Raw genomic sequence first — 17,294 nt, 5'->3', positions numbered from 1 at the left:
ATGTCTAAGTACGACTCCCATCTCAAATGCTCCTTCTGCGGGAAGTCCCAGGAACAGGTCCGTAAGCTAATTGCTGGACCGGGGGTCTACATCTGTGACGAGTGCGTCGATCTCTGCAATGAGATTCTGGATGAGGAACTCTTTGACTCCAGCGCGGCGGTCTCCCAACCCGTACCCCGGCGAGAAACACCCCCCGAGCGGCGACGAGCCCCATCCCCTATTTCTCTGACCCAAATTCCCAAGCCTCGGGAAATTAAAAAGCACCTAGATGAGCATGTGATTGGCCAAGATGATGCCAAAAAGGTACTCTCAGTTGCTGTCTACAACCATTACAAACGCCTGAGTCATCTCCAAAATCGGGGCAATGAAGGGGGAGACGAGCCCATTGAATTACAAAAGGCCAATATTCTCCTGATTGGTCCCACGGGTTGTGGTAAAACCCTGCTGGCCCAGACCTTAGCCAAAATTCTAGAGGTGCCCTTTGCCGTAGCGGATGCCACCACCCTGACGGAGGCGGGTTATGTGGGAGAGGATGTCGAAAATATTCTGCTGCGGCTTTTGCAGGTGGCGGACCTAGATGTGGAGGAGGCCCAGCGAGGCATCATTTACATCGATGAAATCGACAAGATTGCCCGCAAAAGTGAAAATCCCTCCATCACGCGGGATGTCTCTGGAGAAGGGGTGCAGCAGGCGTTGCTGAAGATGCTGGAGGGCACCGTAGCGAACGTGCCGCCCCAGGGGGGACGCAAACATCCCTATCAGGACTGCATCCAGATTGATACCAGCAATATTCTGTTTATTTGTGGTGGTGCCTTTGTCGGCCTAGAGAAGATGGTCGAACAGCGTACAGGCAAAAAATCTATTGGTTTTGTCCAGCCTGGAGATAGCCAGGTCTCTCGGGATAAACGGGCTGCCGATATCCTCAAGGATTTAGAGCCCGAGGACTTGGTGAAGTACGGCATGATTCCTGAGTTTATTGGGCGAATTCCTGCCCTTTCGGTGGTGGATCCCCTAGATGAAGAGGCCCTGGTGGCCATCCTGACTGAACCTAAGAATGCCCTGATCAAGCAGTTTCAAAAGCTCATGCGCATGGATAATGTGCAGCTAGAGTTTAAGCAAGAAGCGGTGCGAGCCATCGCCCGAGAAGCCTACCGACGCAAGACCGGAGCCCGAGCGCTGCGGGGCATTGTGGAAGAACTCATGCTGGATGTGATGTATGAGTTGCCTTCCCGCAAGGATGTGAAGCGCTGTATGGTGACGCGGGAAATGGTGGAGCAGCGATCCACTGCTGAGCTGTTGGTTCACCCCTTGTCTTTACCGAAACCGGAGTCTGCCTAGGGATGCCCTATCTCCCAGTAAATGGGGTTGAGCATTATTACGAGTGGGTCACCCAGGGCGGGTTGCCGCCCACTCCTGGTAAGCCTGTTTTGGTGTTTATTCATGGTTGGGCGGGGTCAGCCCGCTACTGGGAAACAACGGCTCAAGCCCTGTGCGATCGCTATGACTGCTTGCTCTACGATATGCGGGGCTTTGGGCGATCGCCAGTTCCGCCTCAGCAGCGCCCCGAAATTTTGGCCAAGGGGTATGAGTTAGAGACCTTTGCCGATGACTTGGATGCCCTGTTAACGGGGCTAGGGCTCGCTCAGGTAGACTTGAATGCCCATTCTATGGGGGCGTCTGTAGCGGTGTTTTTCTTGAACCGTTACTGCGATCGCGTTCGGCGGGCCATTCTGACCTGCAACGGGGTCTTTGAATATGACCGGGTGGCCTTTGATGCCTTTCACCGCTTTGGCCAGTACGTAGTGCAGTTTCGCCCCCCTTGGATGGCCAAAATTCCACTGGCATCCCGTTTTTTCATGGCTCGTTTTTTGAGTCGCCCAATTCCAGCGGCGGAGAAACAGGCGTTTCTCCAAGACTTTCTAGACGCCGACTACGATATTGCCCTGGGCACCATTTTTACCTCCGTGAGCCAGCGGGCGACAGAGGTCATGCCTCAGGAATTCGCCCAAATCTCGGTACCCACGTTGCTAGTGGCGGGGGAGTATGACCAGATCACGCCAGCGGAACTGGGGCGACGGGCGGCCCTATTGAATTTCAACCTGCGCTATGCCCTCATTCCTAACACAGGGCACTTTCCCATGTTGGAAGCACCCCAGCTTTACCTAGAAGCGGTGAATAGGTTTTTAGCCCATTCTTGGACTGCCCCCCTATCGGTCAGTCCTCCAAGCCCAGTTCCCGCTTCAGCAGATTGATGGATTTTGCCCCGATGTAGTTGTCGCAGACAATGAGTTGGGGTGGACGGATTAAATCCTCCCGTACGGTGGCGATCGCCTGCTTAACCGCAGGCAGACTCGCCTGATCAAACACCACAATTTGCTGAGATCCCCGCACCACGGCATTTAGCTTGTAGGCGTCCTCCGCTTGAGCTGTCATCAGGACAATGCCATCGCCCCGCAGGCTGTAGGCAATTACTTCCGCTGCTCGCAGAATGCCAGAGCTGAGACTAACCATGCCTAGACAGGTACCATTGGGCAGTTCCTTCAGTAGTTCCAGTTCTCGACCATAGTCGTAGATATCTACGGGGATGACGCGCACTGATTTGGGGCCGGCCACTGCTTCTGCCTCCGCTAGGAAGTAGCGGCTGGTGACCACTGTGCCGGAGCGGGCCTGGGACAGAACGACATCCAAGTCCTCTAAGGGCACAAGCTGGACAGGAATGTGTAGAGCTGCCTCTAGTTCTCGGACCATGAGTTCCCCGGCTCCTAGATCTTGCTTGGGAACTGTTACCAAAACCCGAGCGCTACAGCGTAGCCGCCAGTCAATTTCTGCAAAGAAAAGCTCTCGCGCCTGGTTTAGGGAGGCTCCTTGGCGCAACAGTTCATCCAGACTGTTTTCAACTAACTCTCTCGCCTTGGGAAACTGATCCCACAACCCGAGCCAAGGTCGTGAGCTTTCAACCGTAGACTGGGCGCGCACGTAGATTCCAGAACCGGGTTGGGCTTCGACCACTCCGGCGTCTTCTAGTTGACGATATACCTTGCTCACCGTGTTGCGGTGGAGCCCTGTCTGCATGGCCAGTTGGCGGGTGCTGGGCAGGCGATAGCCCGGTGGGAACTGCCGGGACGCGATCGCAAACCAGAGTTGGTCATAGAGTTGCGTAGAGGCAGGAATTTCGCTGTCGGGCTGGATATGGAACTTGAGCACAGCACACTCTCCAGATAGTTTTCGGCCCAGAATCGCCGATATTAGGGCTAATCCGGTCATGAAGACGGTAACGGTCTTTCAAGGGTACCTCTCCTTTTGCTGAAGGGACTGCTTAAAAGGGAGATGGGGGGTGGGGGAGTGATGGGGTGATGGGGTGATGGGGTATTGGGGTGATGGTGACAGGAATTTTAAGTTTTGAGTTTTAAGTTTTGAGTTACAGGTCTCGTAGGGGCGCGGTTTCCGCGCCCAATGCAGAAGGTAACAGAACCGTAGGGGCAATCCCTTGTGGTTGCCCTTGTTGCCGGGTGAGCGGTGTTGGGGTGGGCGGTAGGGGGCGCTGTTTCCGCGCCCAATGCAGGATGTCGCCGTAGGGGCGCTGTTTCCGCGCCCAATGCAGGATGTCGCCGTAGGGGCGCTGTTTCCGCGCCCAATGCAGGATATCGCCGTAGGGGTGCGGTTTCCGCGCCCAATGCAGGATATCGCCGTAGGGGCGCGGTTTCCGCGCCCAATGCAGGGGGTAACAGAACCGTAGGAGCAATCCCTTGTGGTTGCCCTTGTTGCCGGGTGAGCGGTGTTGGGGTGGGCGGTAGGGGGCGCGGTTTCCGCGCCCAATGCAGGATGTGACAGGTGGTAGGAGTTTTGAATTGAATTTCCCGTAGGGGCGGGTTTAGTTCTTGTTGGGCGGGAAATCCAGGATGGGAACCTCAAAACCCGCCCTACCCAGCGTCGGGAAATCTAAGATTGAGGTTAATTCCAGTGGCCAAGACCAAGATTTCTCCCGCTGTTCGGAATGACGGGCTCATTGTCATGTTGTTCGCGAAGCGACTCCGAAAGGAGTAACGGAGCGGAGTCGTAGACGCGAAGCGCCTTCTCTGGACGTCGCATCTCGGTCTAACAGCCAGATCAGGATCCCTCCCTGCGCTCGGAATGACAGGCTTTCCTCTGTTTCACGTTGCTAGACACCTTGTCCGGCTACTCTGGTTTCGTGTCCCTTTCTGCCACTCATACAAAATGTCCACGTCTTCCCCAGGTTCCATGGCCATTCAAACCGCCACTATTGAGTTCCAGAGTGGGGCTTTGAATGGAGTCTCGGCGCAGATCCCTGCCTACCTAGCCCAACCTGTGGCGGCGGGCTCCTATCCAGCAGTGGTGGTTATTCAGGAAATCTTTGGGGTTAATGCCCACATTCGGGAGGTGGCGAACCGGATTGCTCAGGAAGGATATATCGCGATCGCGCCCCATATCTACCATCGCCAAGTCCCGAACTTCGAGGTGGGCTATAGCGATGAAGAGATGGCCTTGGGGCGGCAGTATAAAGCGGGCACCACTGCTGAAGAACTTTTGAGCGATATCCAAGGAGCAATCGCCTACCTGCGTCAGGGGATATTGTCCCTGGATGGCAAGGTGGGCTGTATCGGGTTTTGCTTTGGGGGCCATGTAGCCTACTTGGCCGCGACCCTGCCGGAGATCCACGCCACCGCTAGTTTCTACGGTGCGGGTATTGCCCAGTTCACGCCCGGTGGTGGTGCTCCAACCCTGAGTCACACCGCCGAGATTACGGGCACCCTTTATGGCTTCTTTGGTACCGAGGATGCCCTCATTCCCTTAGCAGAGGTGGATGCTATTGAGGCGGCGCTGAAGGTAAACCAGGTGCCCCATCAAATTATTCGCTATCCGGGAGCCCGCCACGGCTTTTTCTGTGATCATCGCGCCAGCTATGATCCTGCCGCCGCTACCGATGCCTGGGCAAAGGTTTCAGCCCTTTTTGCCAAGGAACTCCGCATCTCCGGTTAAAATGGTTGCGTGGAATCGCAGGGGGTCACACCCCTCACAAGCTGTCCGGAATCCGTGAATCCGCCCTTGAAGCGGTAGATCTGTGTCCCTACTCTTAGGGGTGGGTGCAGGGTAAAGTCCTCAGCAAGGTTTTTGCATTGGTGTCGAGTTGTTGCCATGGGGCAGGTTGTATCTACCTACCGCAGTCAGTCTCGTTGGTAACAGGATAATGCTCAGGCTCTTTCGTTCTACAGGTATAAATCCGTTTTTCCAGGAACTTTTAAGATGCCCCTTCAGACTTCCGCATCCCTCAAGGGCGACACGGCTGAGCTGCTACAGCAATACCACCAGAGCCCTAGGCCAGGGTTACGAAATACCCTAGTGCAGATGAATATTGGCCTCGTTCGCCGGGAGGCTCACCGTTGGGTCTACCAGTCGGGGGAAACTTACGAGGATTTGTTGCAGGTCGGCAGCCTGGGGTTGATTCGGGCCATTGAACGCTTTGATCTCAGTAAAGGTTATGCCTTTAGCTCCTTCGCGATTCCCTACATTCGCGGCGAAATTCAACATTATTTGCGCGATCGCGGCACCGCCATGCGAATTCCCCGTCGCTGGCAATCCTTGGCCCATCAGGCCCACAAAGCAATTCGCACGCTACAACTTGAATTGCACCGTCAGCCCACCGATCTAGAAGTGGCTGCTGCCCTTGAAATTTCTGTCGCCGAGTGGCAAGAGGTGAAGCTGGCGAGTCGCAATCGCTCTCTCCTGAGCCTAGATGCGCCAGTGCTAGACGAAGATAACAGCTCTGCTTCTCTAGGGGAACTATTGCCCGATCCGAAATACCGCAGCTTTCAATTGGCGGAAGAAGACCGCATTCGTCTCCAGCAGGCCCTCTATCAACTTGAGCAGCGGACGCGGGAGGTTCTGGAGTTTGTCTTTATCCAAGATCTGACCCAAAAGGAAACTGCTGAGCGCCTAGGCATCAGTTCTGTGACTGTCTCTCGTCGGGTTAAGCAGGGTTTGAAGCGACTGCGGTTGCTGATGACATCTGTTGAAGATGCTTAGGGCGTGTGGACAATTAACGGCAAAGCCCTTGCGGGGCGAGCATGACCACGCCTGCTCTACGGAATCAAGCTAGGGGCTGTACCCCCCCCATAATCAGAAATCTGGCTTTGGTTGTCCACAGCCCCTAGCATTCTGGAAACCCAGGTCTATCAATCACAGATCTATCCGGTGGCAGTCTGATCTATACCAAGTCCAGCTCGAAATCTGGAGTTTCCCCACCGGGAAAATTCTACTTCTGGACTTGGACAAGGTTGAAATGCGATCGCAACTCTCAGGAATGCGCTATTGTTGAGGCGAAATTAAGGACAATTCCTGGATCGGGGCACTACCTGGGGTCCAGGCTCGTCATAGCACTATAGAACCTTTGGCTCGGGGGATCCTGATCATGCGCCGTTGGACCGTACTGACTCTAATAACCTGCGTGGGGCTAGCCTCCAGCGGGTGTGGCGTTGTAGACAATCTACTGAGTCGCTTCCAAGGCGAAGATGAGGTTGAAGATGCGCCAGTGGTGCTTTTAGATGAATCAGAGGCGGGAGAAACCTTTGAAGAGCCCATGCTGCCTGGACTACCCAGTGCCGCAGTTATTGCCAGCGCCGAACTGATTTCCTCTACTAACCCTGATGAGCGCCGTCGAGATATTAGCCGGACCCGCTCTGATCCCTTCGCTATTGTGGCTGTACCCCCACCCCCGCGAGTGGTACCACCCCCAGAAGGTGCTGGTACGGGCACTGGTGCAGGCGCGGGCGCGGGCACAGGAGCAGGGGCGGGAGCGGGAGCGGGTACCACTACAGCTTCTCCTGGCGGCACAGCGGGCGGTGGAGCTATTCCCATTTCCCCCCTCCCTGCCTTACCCCAGCCCAATACAGCTCTGGGGGTGGCAGTCACTGGGATTGTTCAGATCAATGGCGATCGCTACGCCATCGTCAGTGCTCCTGGAGAACCCACTAGCCGCTACGTGCGCGTAGGCGATCGCCTGTCGGGGGGACGCATTCTGGTGAAACGCATTGATACCCGCCCCGGCAGTGAGCCGGTGGTGATTTTAGAAGAGAACGGCATTGAAGTGGCTCGTCCTGTGGGCGGAGCCCCTGGTGGTAGCCCTACATCTGAGCCCCCCACCGCTGACCTCCCCAACTTGCCCCCGGCCATTAGCACGGCAGGGTAGACCCTGGGCGGAATATTGCATTTTGTTTCTGTTTTTCCTTGGGGACTGTCTTTAGCAATAAAACTTAAATCCCAGTGGCCCCAGAAGCCCAGGTATCCGTAGTACGCTGTTGGACAAGTTCTTTAACCTTAAAACTTGTCTTTCAAGAGGGCATTATTCATGGTTCAACGTGGTTCTAAGGTCCGCATCCTCCGGAAAGAATCCTACTGGTTTCAGGATGTTGGCAATGTTGCCTCAGTGGATCAAAGCGGTATTCGCTATCCCGTGGTAGTACGTTTTGATAAGGTCAATTACTCCGGTGTGAACACCAACAACTTTGCTTTGGATGAGCTGGTTGAAGTGGAAGCACCTAAGCAGAAGGCTGCTAAGAAGTAGAGGCCCAAGGTCTAGTCCTTCCCATAGGGTTTGCAGAAGGGAGTCTAGCTCAGCTAGGCTCCTTTCTTTTGGTGTGAGTGAACCATTAGGTATAGCGGTTCCCTAATGTATGAGGTGCACCTCAACTTGATGAAACTTCAGCGAACAAGGGGCTTAAGCCCCTTGTCTGTACTTAACCCGAGTGGGAACCGCTATATATCCCTGGCTGATGGCCTGACAAAACAGGCTCCACGATTGAACTTCGCACGATAGGCGATTGCAGGTGTGCCAGAACTTCCAGAAGTTGAAACGGTTTGTCGAGGTCTGAATCAAGCAACGCTACACCAACCGATAGCGGGGGGAGCGGTGTTGCTACCGCGCACTATTGCCCACCCTGAATCAGTTGATGGCTTTTTGGCGGGGATGACGGGCGTGCAGGTTATCCATTGGGGACGGCGTGGCAAGTATCTTCTAGCAGAATTAGAGACGGTAGCGGGGATAGCAGCGGGATGGCTGGGGGTACATCTGCGGATGACGGGTCAACTCCTCTGGGAGAAGGCGACGGAACCCGTGACTAGCCACTGTCGGGTGCGGCTGTTTTTCCCGGAAAATTGCGAATTGCGCTTTGTCGATCAGCGCACCTTTGGCCGGATGTGGTGGATTTCCCCGGAACAAAGGCCGGAGCAGGTGATGATGGGCATGGCGGCTTTGGGACCGGAGCCCTTCAGCGAGTCCTTTTCTGTGGACTATCTCTACCAGGCGACGCGCCATCGGCTGCGCCCCATCAAAAATGCCTTGCTGGATCAATCCTTGGTGGCGGGGATTGGCAATATTTATGCTGATGAGGCTCTGTTTATCAGCGGCATTCGCCCCCAGGTCCCCTGTAAGCATTTAGGGCGTCCTCGTATAGCCAAACTCCATGCAGCCATTGGTAGGGTGCTTCATGACAGTATTGAGGCGGGGGGGACTACCTTTAGCGACTTTCGTAATGTTCAGGGTATCAACGGCAATTATGGTGGTGTGGCCTGGGTCTATGGGCGTGATGGCGAACCCTGTCGTATCTGTGGGACAACGATTCAGCGCCTCAAATTAGGGGGACGATCGGCCCATTACTGCCCCAGTTGCCAGCGCTAAAGGTTCTACAATGCAGTAATTAATGACGGTTTACTTGGGCTGAAGGAATACTATGGCGGGCACATTTAAGCGGGGCGATTTGGTCCGGGCGATTCAGGAAAAGTTGGCCAATAGCGTAGAGGCGAAGGCCAGTGACAATCGTTTTCCCCCCTATTTGTTTGAAACTAGGGGTGAGATTGTTGAAACCCGCGCAGACTACGCGCTGGTGAACTTTGGCCACGTTCCGACCCCCAATATTTGGCTACGGCTTGATCAGCTTGAAAAGTTTGATGTGGGCTCCTGAGTCTGGACGACTGATAGCTTTTCTATGACGGAAGGTCTCCAAAAGCTACAAAGTTTTGCCCAAAAGCCCGACGGACTGACCTTGTCTCACGAGAATGGAGACACTAGAGGTGTGCCTTAGCGCACACTTTAACGTGCAATTTATAGGGAGAGGTCGGGTTATGGGTAGGGCGATCGCACATCCAGCAACAAAGACAGTTTCAGGGACGGTCGCTAAGGCCGAGGCCACGGTCGTTGATGTTATGACAACGACGGTGCAGATGATTAACCGCGATGCCAGTGTGGCGATGGCTATCGCTCAGATGCAGGACTATGGCGTGCGATCGCTAATTGTCGAGCGCCCCAGTGACCAGACTCCCTACGGCATCATCACTGAGCGCGACATTGTCTACCGAGTTTTTGCTCGGGGTCTAGATCCTCAGCGGGTGAGGGTCCATGACATCATGCGCCAGCCCTGCATCGCGATGGAGCCTTCTCTCAGCCTGCAAGCTGCCGCCCAGATCTTTGCAGACACGGGGATTCAACGGGCTCCGGTAATCCAAAGTAATACCCTGTTGGGTATTGTTTCTGTGACCGATTTGGTGATGAAGAGCGGTTCCCCCTTTGCCTCTCTAGAACTACCCCCAGAACTCCTTCTAGCCCCATAATCCCCCGTAGCCTTAGGTGGCGGCGGAGTCTCTGTCACTAGGTCAACTGCTGCTGGGCTGATACAGTCCTGTGCACAGCCCAGTGCCGCCCGCCCCTTTATACCAATTCTCCGAAATATAGTGCTTCTCACTCGGGTTAAGTACAGGCAAGGGGCTTAAGCCCCTTGTTCCCCGAATTGCCATCAAGTTGAGCTGTACCTCATCTATTAGGGAACCGCTATAAGACTACAGATTTCGACTTCTGCAATCAGGCGCGGGGGTGGCATGTCTAGGGTAATGGTCAGTCGTCGTTGGGTCAGTTCTAAATGCTCTTGGCGTAATACGACGAGATCAGGAAGCTGTAGGTGAGATACGTCTCAAAGGAGGCAAGCTTCACCTTAGTCTGGGTCATCGTCTTTTCCCCGCAGACATTGGTCTCATCCTCGCGGGCTAGCCAAAAGGATGGACTATGCCACAGGGACGGGGGCGGCCTTGAGCTCAAAGATGCGTGCGATCGCAACTTCTACAGCACGATCGGGGGTAGAGGCTCCGGAGGTGACGCCAACGGTGATTGGTCCAGGGGGGAGCCAATTTTCCGTCACGGTGAGATCACCGTGGAGGGGTTTGTGCTCGATGCGGTTGCCGGGACCAATCCGCTCTGGCCCATCGATGTGGTAGGAGGGAATGGTGCGGTCGATGGCGATTTCCTGTAAATGGGTGGTGTTGGAGGAGTTGTAGCCGCCGATCACTAGCATCAAGTCCACCGTTTTATCCGCTTCATCCACCAACTCAAACATGGCGTCTTGGCGTTCTTGGGTGGCGTCGCAGATGGTGTTGAAGGCAAGAAAATGGTCGTTCAGGGCTTGGGGGCCATATTTTTGCAGCATGGTGCGCTCAAACAATTTACCGATGGCCTCGGTTTCCCCCTTCAGCATCGTGGTTTGGTTGGCGATGCCGATGCGCTCCAAGTCCCGATCGGGGTCAAAGCCCTCCGAGTGGGCATGGCGGAACTTAGTCAGGAATTCCTCTCGGTCGCCCCCCTGCATGATGTAATCCGCCACATACTGGGCTTCCTCTAGGTTCAACACCACCAGATAGGTCTGGGCAAAGGAACTGGTGGCGACGGTTTCCTCGTGGGCGTACTTGCCATGGATGATGGAGGTGTGGGCCTTCTTTTTATGCTTTTCCACTGTATTCCACACCTTGGAGACCCAAGGACAGGTGGTATCGACGATGGTGCAGCCGCGATCGTTGAGGAACTGCATTTCTTGGACGCTGGCCCCAAAGGCGGGCAGAATCACCACATCCCCTGGCCCGACGCCGGAGAAATCCTTTTGACCATCTACCAGTTCAATGAAGTGGACATCCATCTCCCGCAGACGCTGGTTGACGCCGGGATTGTGAATGATTTCGTTGGTGATCCAAATCCGTTCGCTGGGAAAATGCTGGCGGGTTTCGTAGGCCATGGCTACTGCCCGCTCGACGCCCCAACAAAAGCCAAAGGCTTTGGCTAGTCGAATGGTCACCTGTCCCTGGGTGAAGACGTAATTGTGATCACGGATTTTCTGAATCAGGCTGCTGTTGTATTCTGTCTGCATTTGGTCGGCCACGTCTTCATCATGACCGAAGCCTTTGCGGAAGTATTTGTCGGATTGATGCAGCGATCGCTTAAATGCTTTGGTATCCATGACGCTCCTGGGCGGCAGCTATTCCCTACCTAGGATATCTGGGTACGCATCACACTGGGGGGCCTAATTTCTGTCTAGGGTACTTGTGTTCTAATCCTCACCCAGCCTCCAGGCTGGGTGAGGATTAGAACTGGGCGATCGCCTGATATCCAAATCGCTGCTCAAATCCTCACCTAGCCCGTAGGCTGGGCACTGATTGGAACACTCTCCCCTAGGGGGAATCATCAGGCTTTAGTGAGGTGAGTATGGGGGGTGAGGGGATATTAATCGAGGAAACTGAGGGGCTCAAAGACTTATCCCGTAAAGAACATGGCCTTCTACTGGTAGCAATCCCACTTGTATGGGTGCTCATAGTTCATGAAGAAGATTCCGTGAAATCGGCAATGACACTCTTTACGTACTGATATGGAGAATATTTACTACTAACACACTAGTATTACTTCGCATAAATTCCCACCCGGTTGGACCTCACCGTTCGGCTTCCCTTCTCCCTTTCTGGGAAAAGGAGTATAGCCTGACGGCATTCAAGAAAGGGGATGTAGAGGTAGCCGCTTCGCGTCTATGCTCTTCCCGCAGGGTGGACATATCGGTGACAAGGCTTATGCCGAAAAGTACTAGGTCTCTAGAACCGTAGCCTCACCCAGAAGATAACTCGCGTAATGAGAAGGACACTTCTATGAAAACAATTGCTGCTTTGCTTGGCACTTCCGTTCTGACCGCCAGCATCGTTTCCCTTTCGGCCATGTCTGCTTCCGCTGCTACCCTTTTGGGTACCTTTAGCGGCAATGATACTGGTGCCACAGGAACCGCCATTACCAACCTTAATACCCTGGCAGCTCCTGGCCCTTGGAGTTTGGTAGGTAAGTCTGATGAAGGATTCGGCACCTTTTTGTCGGGGGGTACCACCACTAAGGATGGAATCTGGTCTACGGGGTTGACCGGGGCTGGGGCCTTTTCTGTCAAGGCTGCCAATAGCTACACCCTGTATTTAACGGATGACATCTCTGTCATCAACTGGTCTACCGTCGGTATTACGAATCAAGGCGGACAGCAACCTACCCTATCCCACCTGTCCCTCTACACCCGCGACTATACGCCTGAGGTTAGCGTGCCTGAGCCCATGATGATCCTAGGTTCGGTGGTGGCAGCGGGTACAGGTCTTGCCCTGAAGCGCCGCAACGGATAGGGTTCGATTAAGGGGCTGGGGAATGTCCCCGCTTCTTTGAGCATGGGTGTACTGTTCCAACCCTCACCCAGCCTCCAGGCTGGGTGCTGGCAACTAGCGACCTGACAGAGGCTTATCTGATGCTAGTTCCAATCCTCACCCAGCCTGGAGGCTGGACGCTGGAACTGTGGCGCGGGCAGCATTCCCCCAGAGACCGTTCCAATCCTCACCCAGCCTGGAGGCTGGGCGCTGGTATCCGCGTTGCGATCGTTGCCGGGTTGTTGTGCGGTTCCAATCCTCACCCAGCCTGGAGGCTGGGCGCTGGGACGATGTAGATGAGCACGTAGAGGAGCATCCCTAGGTTCCAATCCTCACCCAGCCTGGAGGCTGGGCGCTGGCAAATGCCAGCGCCAGCGGTGTCCATAGCGTCAAAGTTCCAATCCTCACCCAGCCTGGAGGCTGGGCGCTGGGCAATGGTCGCCGCAACCAAATCCTCATCATCCGGTTCCAATCCTCACCCAGCCTGGAGGCTGGGCGCTGGCCCCACCCCCTGGCGTGACCTATGCGGTGTTGGATGAGTTCCAATCCTCACCCAGCCTGGAGGCTGGGCGCTGGTTATAATCGCGGGATTTTACACGGCAAATGGATAGTTCCAATCCTCACCCAGCCTGGAGGCTGGGCGCTGGTGGGTCTTTTCAGATCAGAGACGGCAATGACGTTGTGTTCCAATCCTCACCCAGCCTGGAGGCTGGGCGCTGGCTAGACCCCCTCTGGAGTGCCACGGGCAACCATCGGTGGTTCCAATCCTCACCCAGCCTGGAGGCTGGGCGCTGGTTGGCGCGTACACCACCGCAGGGTGCCATTGTTCGGGGTTCCAATCCTCACCCAGCCTGGAGGCTGGGCGCTGGTAGCTGGGCATCGGCAGAGATTTCTGCAATTGCAGGTTCCAATCCTCACCCAGCCTGGAGGCTGGGCGCTGGATCCCGATAGGGCGTAGAGGCTAGCCAGTCTTTGTTCCAATCCTCACCCAGCCTGGAGGCTGGGCGCTGGAATCCACTCCTCATGGGGCGATGTGCGCCGCTTGTTCCAATCCTCACCCAGCCTGGAGGCTGGGCGCTGGCTGGGGTGCCACCTCCGAAGCAGCAGAGATCTTGAGCGTTCCAATCCTCACCCAGCCTGGAGGCTGGGCGCTGGCGTGCGGAGGGTATCCACCATCCTGGGATTGGCGTTCCAATCCTCACCCAGCCTGGAGGCTGGGCGCTGGCAGAGAAAACGGCCTGATGGGTCACTTCGCTATGCAGTTCCAATCCTCACCCAGCCTGGAGGCTGGGCGCTGGCTAGGCGTCCCAGAGGCATGGTCTAGGGGTTGCATGTTCTGTTCCAATCCTCACCCAGCCTGGAGGCTGGGCGCTGGATCTGATGTCAATAAATATCCCCTCTCGATTACCAGTTCCAATCCTCACCCAGCCTGGAGGCTGGGCGCTGGTGTTCTTTAGGTAGCCATTAACTAGCTTCAAAAGCTGTTCCAATCCTCACCCAGCCTGGAGGCTGGGCGCTGGGATCGAGCAGGGGGCATCGATTACAGCAGTTCAGTTCCAATCCTCACCCAGCCTGGAGGCTGGGCGCTGGGATATTCCTATGGAGCGCATGGGATATCAGGGGGGTTCCAATCCTCACCCAGCCTGGAGGCTGGGCGCTGGATGCTGACCGTTGCCTATCAATACCAACAAATCTGGTTCCAATCCTCACCCAGCCTGGAGGCTGGGCGCTGGGTAGTCAGGGTCATCGCCTTTCATTTGCCGCTCTGTTGTTCCAATCCTCACCCAGCCTGGAGGCTGGGCGCTGGGGTTGCAAGGAGCGGTAGTGATCTCGGGATATGAGTTCCAATCCTCACCCAGCCTGGAGGCTGGGCGCTGGCTTTTCAGCACTTTGGGCTTGAGCTAGATGCATTGGGTTCCAATCCTCACCCAGCCTGGAGGCTGGGCGCTGGCTTTTACCCTGGAACCCAAGCCAAATGGGGACTGTAGTTCCAATCCTCACCCAGCCTGGAGGCTGGGCGCTGGATGTCGGATCCGGTAGGGGTCGTGGGATTTAACTTCTGTTCCAATCCTCACCCAGCCTGGAGGCTGGGCGCTGGTTGACAACGCTGGTGATCAAGGCGATACCTTTCGATTAAGTTCCAATCCTCACCCAGCCTGGAGGCTGGGCGCTGGGGCGGGTTGTGCGCCAGGACTGCACGGGAGATCGGGTTCCAATCCTCACCCAGCCTGGAGGCTGGGCGCTGGGGCGGGGTTAAGCCCGCGCAAACTGACGGTTTTAGCTCGTTCCAATCCTCACCCAGCCTGGAGGCTGGGCGCTGGTGCGAGTATACCAAACCCTTGCTGGGAGCGCATCCTAGCCATTACTGGCGCGAACCCCCAACTTTTAGAACCCAGACAACCCATCATCATCGTCAAAAACTGCTGAAACGCTTGATAGATAAGGAACGCGAACCCCCTAGGGATCGAAGCAGTGCTAAGGGTTCGCGGATGGTCTAGAGGATCAGCGGTTCATCAAAATCCCTGTAGTGATCAATGCCAAACTGCTCAAAATATTTCTCGCGGGGACCAGGGAGCTTGTAGAACCGGAGATTGTCTAACTTGGGATCAATAATGCTGACCAAAGTCGCCCTTAGAGTCTCATACTGGGCCTGATTGACCCGACATTCAAATACTGACCACTGAACCCGCTGGCCATAGTTTTTGCAGGTTGTGGCAACCTTACGCAGGCGGCGCTGCCCAGCCTTCGTTTCAGTATTGACATCATAGGTGACCAGGATATCCATAGCTGTTTTGCTCCAATGGATTAGCGCAAAATGAATGGCTGATACGTTGGCACATCACCGCGCAGATGACGGGCCAAGAGACGGGCCTGGGTATGGGACATCAAACCCAGGGGCACCTTGGCATCAATCACCGTATGAAAAACCTCCTCCTGCTTGCGCTTTTGATAGGCCGCCAGCAAAGTCGCTCGACCTTCTTTGGTGAGATGAATCGCTCCCCCAGGGCGTTCGATGAAATCTTCGGGGGTCAGTTGGCCGCGATTGATCAGGGTGAGCACTAGGCGATCGCCTAGGGGTGCCCTTAACTCCTCCATCAGATCCAGGGCTAGGGCAGGGCGACCAGGGCGCAAAGCGTGGAGATAGCCCATTTGGGGATCTAGCCCTACCCCTTCGCAGGCGGCGACACATTCGCTCACCAACAGGGTGTAGACAAAGGAGAGGAGGGCGTTGATCGGGTCTTTGGGGGGGCGGCGCGATCGCGCCGTGAAGGCAAATACATCCCGGTTTTGTCGCACCATGGCGGTGAAGGCCCCAAAGTAAGCCTTGGCGGCATAGCCTTCAATGCCCCGCAGCTTGTCTAGATCGGCGACTTTTTCTGTGTTGCGAATGGCTTCAGCGTGGGTGGCGGCGGCTTGGGCAAGTTGACTGCGATCGCACTCTGCCTTCGCTTCCCTAGCTGCGCGCATCAACACATTGCGCGTATTTTGCAGTTTCCCGGCGACTACGTAGCGGGCAATGTCCAGGGTTGCCGCCGCCTGGTTCAACGCTTCATGCTGCGATCGCCGCAGCAATACATTGCCCGTTGTGTTGCCCGCCAAACGCCCCTTGAAGCGACCATATTCCGTCAGCCAAACCAGCGATCGCCCATCTTCGGCACAGCGATGAATCAAAAATGGGCTGAGCAACACATTGCCAAACACGGTGATGCCACCGAGATGGTGCAAGGGCATTTGGAGCGCCTTCTGCTTCTCAATTTCCACCTGGAGGGTGTCATGGTCAAGACGGAGGTAGGCTCCCTGGGTTTGCACATACAGGGTATTGAGAATTTGCTTCATGGGGCAGAATCTGCGATCGCGAAGGGATTGTTGCGGCGGGCGGTGTTCGCAAACCCCTGAAGCGCATGGGGTAGACAGGCTTCAAGGAGGGAACAATCGCGACAGCGATTGTCGGCAACGGGCGGGGGCAGGGCGGTTTGAGACAGGAGGGCGCGCAGGTCGTCAATGGTGGCTCGGAGGTGCGATCGCAACCCGTCGTCAAACACTACCTCCCGCCGCCGCCGCGAAGCATGGTGAAAGATCGCCCCACGGGGCACGGCACAGCCCAGCATTTCCTCTAGACACAGGGCTTGGGCACAGAGCTGAATATCATCGGCCTCGCGGGCTTTTTTAGAGCCGGATTTATACTCCACGGGGTAGGGGGTACCATCGGCCAGGAACTCGACCACGTCGGCGATGCCCGTTAACCCCAGGCGGTGCGACCACAGGGGCATGGCCCGCTCGACCCGTATGCCCTCGATTAGCTCATGCTCTGGCACATCAACTTTCTCGTGAACCCGCTGCCCTCGCAGGGTGTAGAGATTTTCTTCCCATACCTGCTCTAGGTGGATGAGGGCACACTGACGGGGACAAAAGACCATGTGCTGGAGGGCACTGATCATCAGGTAGTCGTCGGGGGATTTAGTCGCATCGCTCATGGTTAATTGTCGCCAAGTTCATCCGTAAGCATTAAGCGCCGTGGGGGTGAGCAACATCCTGCATCACCCCCCTTAGTCCCCCCTTGAAAAGGGGGGAGAAGTAAAATGCACCCTTGTTCTTCGCGTCCTAAGTAAAGGTGCTATCTTGCATCCTCCTGCTTGCCTCTGACGTAGTTACGAAAATCGTCGAGAGATAACGGGTCAAGCCACTGGTGGCGTTCTTGCGTATAGTCGCCGTAGCCCACCCCTAGTTGCTGTAAAAATCTCAGGGTATTGGCCACTCCGAGGGAGTCGATCAGAGCTTTATTGACTTGCATAAATTGCATG

At 55.7% G+C, this 17,294-nt stretch carries 17 protein-coding genes; 10 read left to right on the top strand and 7 right to left on the bottom strand.

Annotated features, from left to right (window positions below):
- Together clpX and LEP6406_RS0218410 are read left to right on the top strand one after the other, a co-directional pair.
- Positions 1–1,338, top strand: a complete 1,338-nt coding sequence (gene clpX, locus LEP6406_RS0218415) for an ATP-dependent protease ATP-binding subunit ClpX (RefSeq protein WP_008313293.1) — start codon at positions 1–3, stop codon at positions 1,336–1,338.
- Positions 1,339–1,340: 2 nt separating this feature from the next.
- Positions 1,341–2,252: an alpha/beta fold hydrolase gene (locus LEP6406_RS0218410; protein WP_008313292.1), complete on the top strand. Its 912-nt coding sequence runs from the start codon at positions 1,341–1,343 to the stop codon at positions 2,250–2,252.
- On the opposite strand, the gene LEP6406_RS0218405 is transcribed toward LEP6406_RS0218410, so the two are convergent.
- Positions 2,215–3,204 carry a GntR family transcriptional regulator gene (locus tag LEP6406_RS0218405; RefSeq protein WP_027269251.1) on the bottom strand — a complete coding sequence of 330 codons (990 nt, stop codon included), beginning with the start codon at positions 3,202–3,204 and terminating at the stop codon, positions 2,215–2,217. The genes LEP6406_RS0218410 and LEP6406_RS0218405 overlap by 38 nt on opposite strands.
- Before the next feature lie 1,035 nt (positions 3,205–4,239).
- On the opposite strand from LEP6406_RS0218405, the gene LEP6406_RS0218395 reads away from it, so the two are divergent.
- The 7 genes from LEP6406_RS0218395 (at position 4,240) to LEP6406_RS28790 (ending at position 9,621) form a co-directional block, all read left to right on the top strand.
- Entirely contained in the window at positions 4,240–4,998 is a 759-nt protein-coding gene (locus LEP6406_RS0218395; RefSeq protein ID WP_008312076.1) for a dienelactone hydrolase family protein, read from the top strand.
- Positions 4,999–5,262: 264 nt separating this feature from the next.
- Positions 5,263–6,042, top strand: a complete 780-nt coding sequence (locus tag LEP6406_RS0218390) for an RNA polymerase sigma factor SigF (protein WP_008312075.1) — start codon at positions 5,263–5,265, stop codon at positions 6,040–6,042.
- 385 nt (positions 6,043–6,427) lie between these two features.
- Positions 6,428–7,204, top strand: a complete 777-nt coding sequence (locus tag LEP6406_RS33010) for a hypothetical protein (RefSeq protein ID WP_008312073.1) — start codon at positions 6,428–6,430, stop codon at positions 7,202–7,204.
- A gap of 159 nt (positions 7,205–7,363) precedes the next feature.
- Positions 7,364–7,579, top strand: coding sequence for a photosystem I reaction center subunit IV (locus tag LEP6406_RS0218380; RefSeq protein ID WP_008312071.1), 216 nt, complete (start codon positions 7,364–7,366; stop codon positions 7,577–7,579).
- 264 nt (positions 7,580–7,843) lie between these two features.
- Positions 7,844–8,692 carry a DNA-formamidopyrimidine glycosylase gene (locus LEP6406_RS0218375; RefSeq protein ID WP_008312068.1) on the top strand — a complete coding sequence of 283 codons (849 nt, stop codon included), beginning with the start codon at positions 7,844–7,846 and terminating at the stop codon, positions 8,690–8,692.
- A 52-nt stretch (positions 8,693–8,744) separates the two neighbouring features.
- A complete protein-coding gene (locus tag LEP6406_RS0218370) occupies positions 8,745–8,975 on the top strand; it encodes an NAD(P)H-quinone oxidoreductase subunit O (RefSeq protein WP_008312066.1) in 231 nt (76 codons plus the stop codon).
- Between the two features lie 160 nt (positions 8,976–9,135).
- Positions 9,136–9,621 (top strand): CBS domain-containing protein, encoded by a 486-nt coding sequence (locus LEP6406_RS28790; RefSeq protein ID WP_008312064.1) that lies wholly within the window; start codon positions 9,136–9,138, stop codon positions 9,619–9,621.
- 446 nt (positions 9,622–10,067) lie between these two features.
- On the opposite strand, the gene LEP6406_RS0218360 is transcribed toward LEP6406_RS28790, so the two are convergent.
- Positions 10,068–11,288, bottom strand: coding sequence for a 4-hydroxy-3-methylbut-2-enyl diphosphate reductase (locus tag LEP6406_RS0218360; protein WP_008312061.1), 1,221 nt, complete (start codon positions 11,286–11,288; stop codon positions 10,068–10,070).
- A gap of 676 nt (positions 11,289–11,964) precedes the next feature.
- Between LEP6406_RS0218360 and LEP6406_RS0218350 the strand changes: the two genes are divergently transcribed.
- Positions 11,965–12,474 carry a PEP-CTERM sorting domain-containing protein gene (locus tag LEP6406_RS0218350; protein ID WP_008312059.1) on the top strand — a complete coding sequence of 170 codons (510 nt, stop codon included), beginning with the start codon at positions 11,965–11,967 and terminating at the stop codon, positions 12,472–12,474.
- Between the two features lie 277 nt (positions 12,475–12,751).
- Here the strand turns inward: LEP6406_RS0218350 and LEP6406_RS35700 are convergent, their stop codons facing one another.
- The 5 genes from LEP6406_RS35700 to LEP6406_RS0218330 form a co-directional block, all read right to left on the bottom strand.
- Positions 12,752–12,964 (bottom strand): hypothetical protein, encoded by a 213-nt coding sequence (locus LEP6406_RS35700; RefSeq protein ID WP_162160831.1) that lies wholly within the window; start codon positions 12,962–12,964, stop codon positions 12,752–12,754.
- A 2,022-nt stretch (positions 12,965–14,986) separates the two neighbouring features.
- Positions 14,987–15,277 (bottom strand): CRISPR-associated endonuclease Cas2, encoded by a 291-nt coding sequence (gene cas2, locus LEP6406_RS0218345; RefSeq protein WP_008312110.1) that lies wholly within the window; start codon positions 15,275–15,277, stop codon positions 14,987–14,989.
- 20 nt (positions 15,278–15,297) lie between these two features.
- The gene (gene cas1c, locus LEP6406_RS0218340; RefSeq protein ID WP_008312107.1) at positions 15,298–16,329 is read right to left on the bottom strand and encodes a type I-C CRISPR-associated endonuclease Cas1c; all 1,032 of its coding nucleotides are present in this window, start codon (positions 16,327–16,329) and stop codon (positions 15,298–15,300) included.
- A complete protein-coding gene (gene cas4 / locus LEP6406_RS0218335) occupies positions 16,326–16,967 on the bottom strand; it encodes a CRISPR-associated protein Cas4 (RefSeq protein ID WP_008312105.1) in 642 nt (213 codons plus the stop codon). Before cas4 ends, cas1c begins: the two co-directional genes overlap by 4 nt.
- Before the next feature lie 140 nt (positions 16,968–17,107).
- A complete protein-coding gene (locus LEP6406_RS0218330; RefSeq protein WP_263971195.1) occupies positions 17,108–17,284 on the bottom strand; it encodes a hypothetical protein in 177 nt (58 codons plus the stop codon).
- Positions 17,285–17,294 lie beyond the last annotated feature (10 nt).

This window comes from Leptolyngbya sp. PCC 6406, assembly GCF_000332095.2.
Classification (GTDB): domain Bacteria; phylum Cyanobacteriota; class Cyanobacteriia; order Phormidesmidales; family Phormidesmidaceae; genus PCC-6406.
Note: the sequence above shows the minus strand (reverse complement) of the source record. Positions and strands in the feature narration are given on the sequence as shown.

Bases quoted from the DNA above. Each gene is read 5' to 3' on its own strand.
- clpX (WP_008313293.1), top strand. From the start codon at position 1: ATGTCTAAGTACGACTCCCATCTCAAATGCTCCTTCTGCGGGAAGTCC.
- LEP6406_RS0218410 (WP_008313292.1), top strand. From the start codon at position 1,341: ATGCCCTATCTCCCAGTAAATGGGGTTGAGCATTATTACGAGTGGGTC.
- LEP6406_RS0218395 (WP_008312076.1), top strand. From the start codon at position 4,240: ATGGCCATTCAAACCGCCACTATTGAGTTCCAGAGTGGGGCTTTGAAT.
- LEP6406_RS0218390 (WP_008312075.1), top strand. From the start codon at position 5,263: ATGCCCCTTCAGACTTCCGCATCCCTCAAGGGCGACACGGCTGAGCTG.
- LEP6406_RS33010 (WP_008312073.1), top strand. From the start codon at position 6,428: ATGCGCCGTTGGACCGTACTGACTCTAATAACCTGCGTGGGGCTAGCC.
- LEP6406_RS0218380 (WP_008312071.1), top strand. From the start codon at position 7,364: ATGGTTCAACGTGGTTCTAAGGTCCGCATCCTCCGGAAAGAATCCTAC.
- LEP6406_RS0218370 (WP_008312066.1), top strand. From the start codon at position 8,745: ATGGCGGGCACATTTAAGCGGGGCGATTTGGTCCGGGCGATTCAGGAA.
- LEP6406_RS28790 (WP_008312064.1), top strand. From the start codon at position 9,136: ATGGGTAGGGCGATCGCACATCCAGCAACAAAGACAGTTTCAGGGACG.
- LEP6406_RS0218360 (WP_008312061.1), bottom strand. From the start codon at position 11,288: ATGGATACCAAAGCATTTAAGCGATCGCTGCATCAATCCGACAAATAC.
- LEP6406_RS0218350 (WP_008312059.1), top strand. From the start codon at position 11,965: ATGAAAACAATTGCTGCTTTGCTTGGCACTTCCGTTCTGACCGCCAGC.
- cas2 (WP_008312110.1), bottom strand. From the start codon at position 15,277: ATGGATATCCTGGTCACCTATGATGTCAATACTGAAACGAAGGCTGGG.
- cas1c (WP_008312107.1), bottom strand. From the start codon at position 16,329: ATGAAGCAAATTCTCAATACCCTGTATGTGCAAACCCAGGGAGCCTAC.
- cas4 (WP_008312105.1), bottom strand. From the start codon at position 16,967: ATGAGCGATGCGACTAAATCCCCCGACGACTACCTGATGATCAGTGCC.
- LEP6406_RS0218330 (WP_263971195.1), bottom strand. From the start codon at position 17,284: ATGCAAGTCAATAAAGCTCTGATCGACTCCCTCGGAGTGGCCAATACC.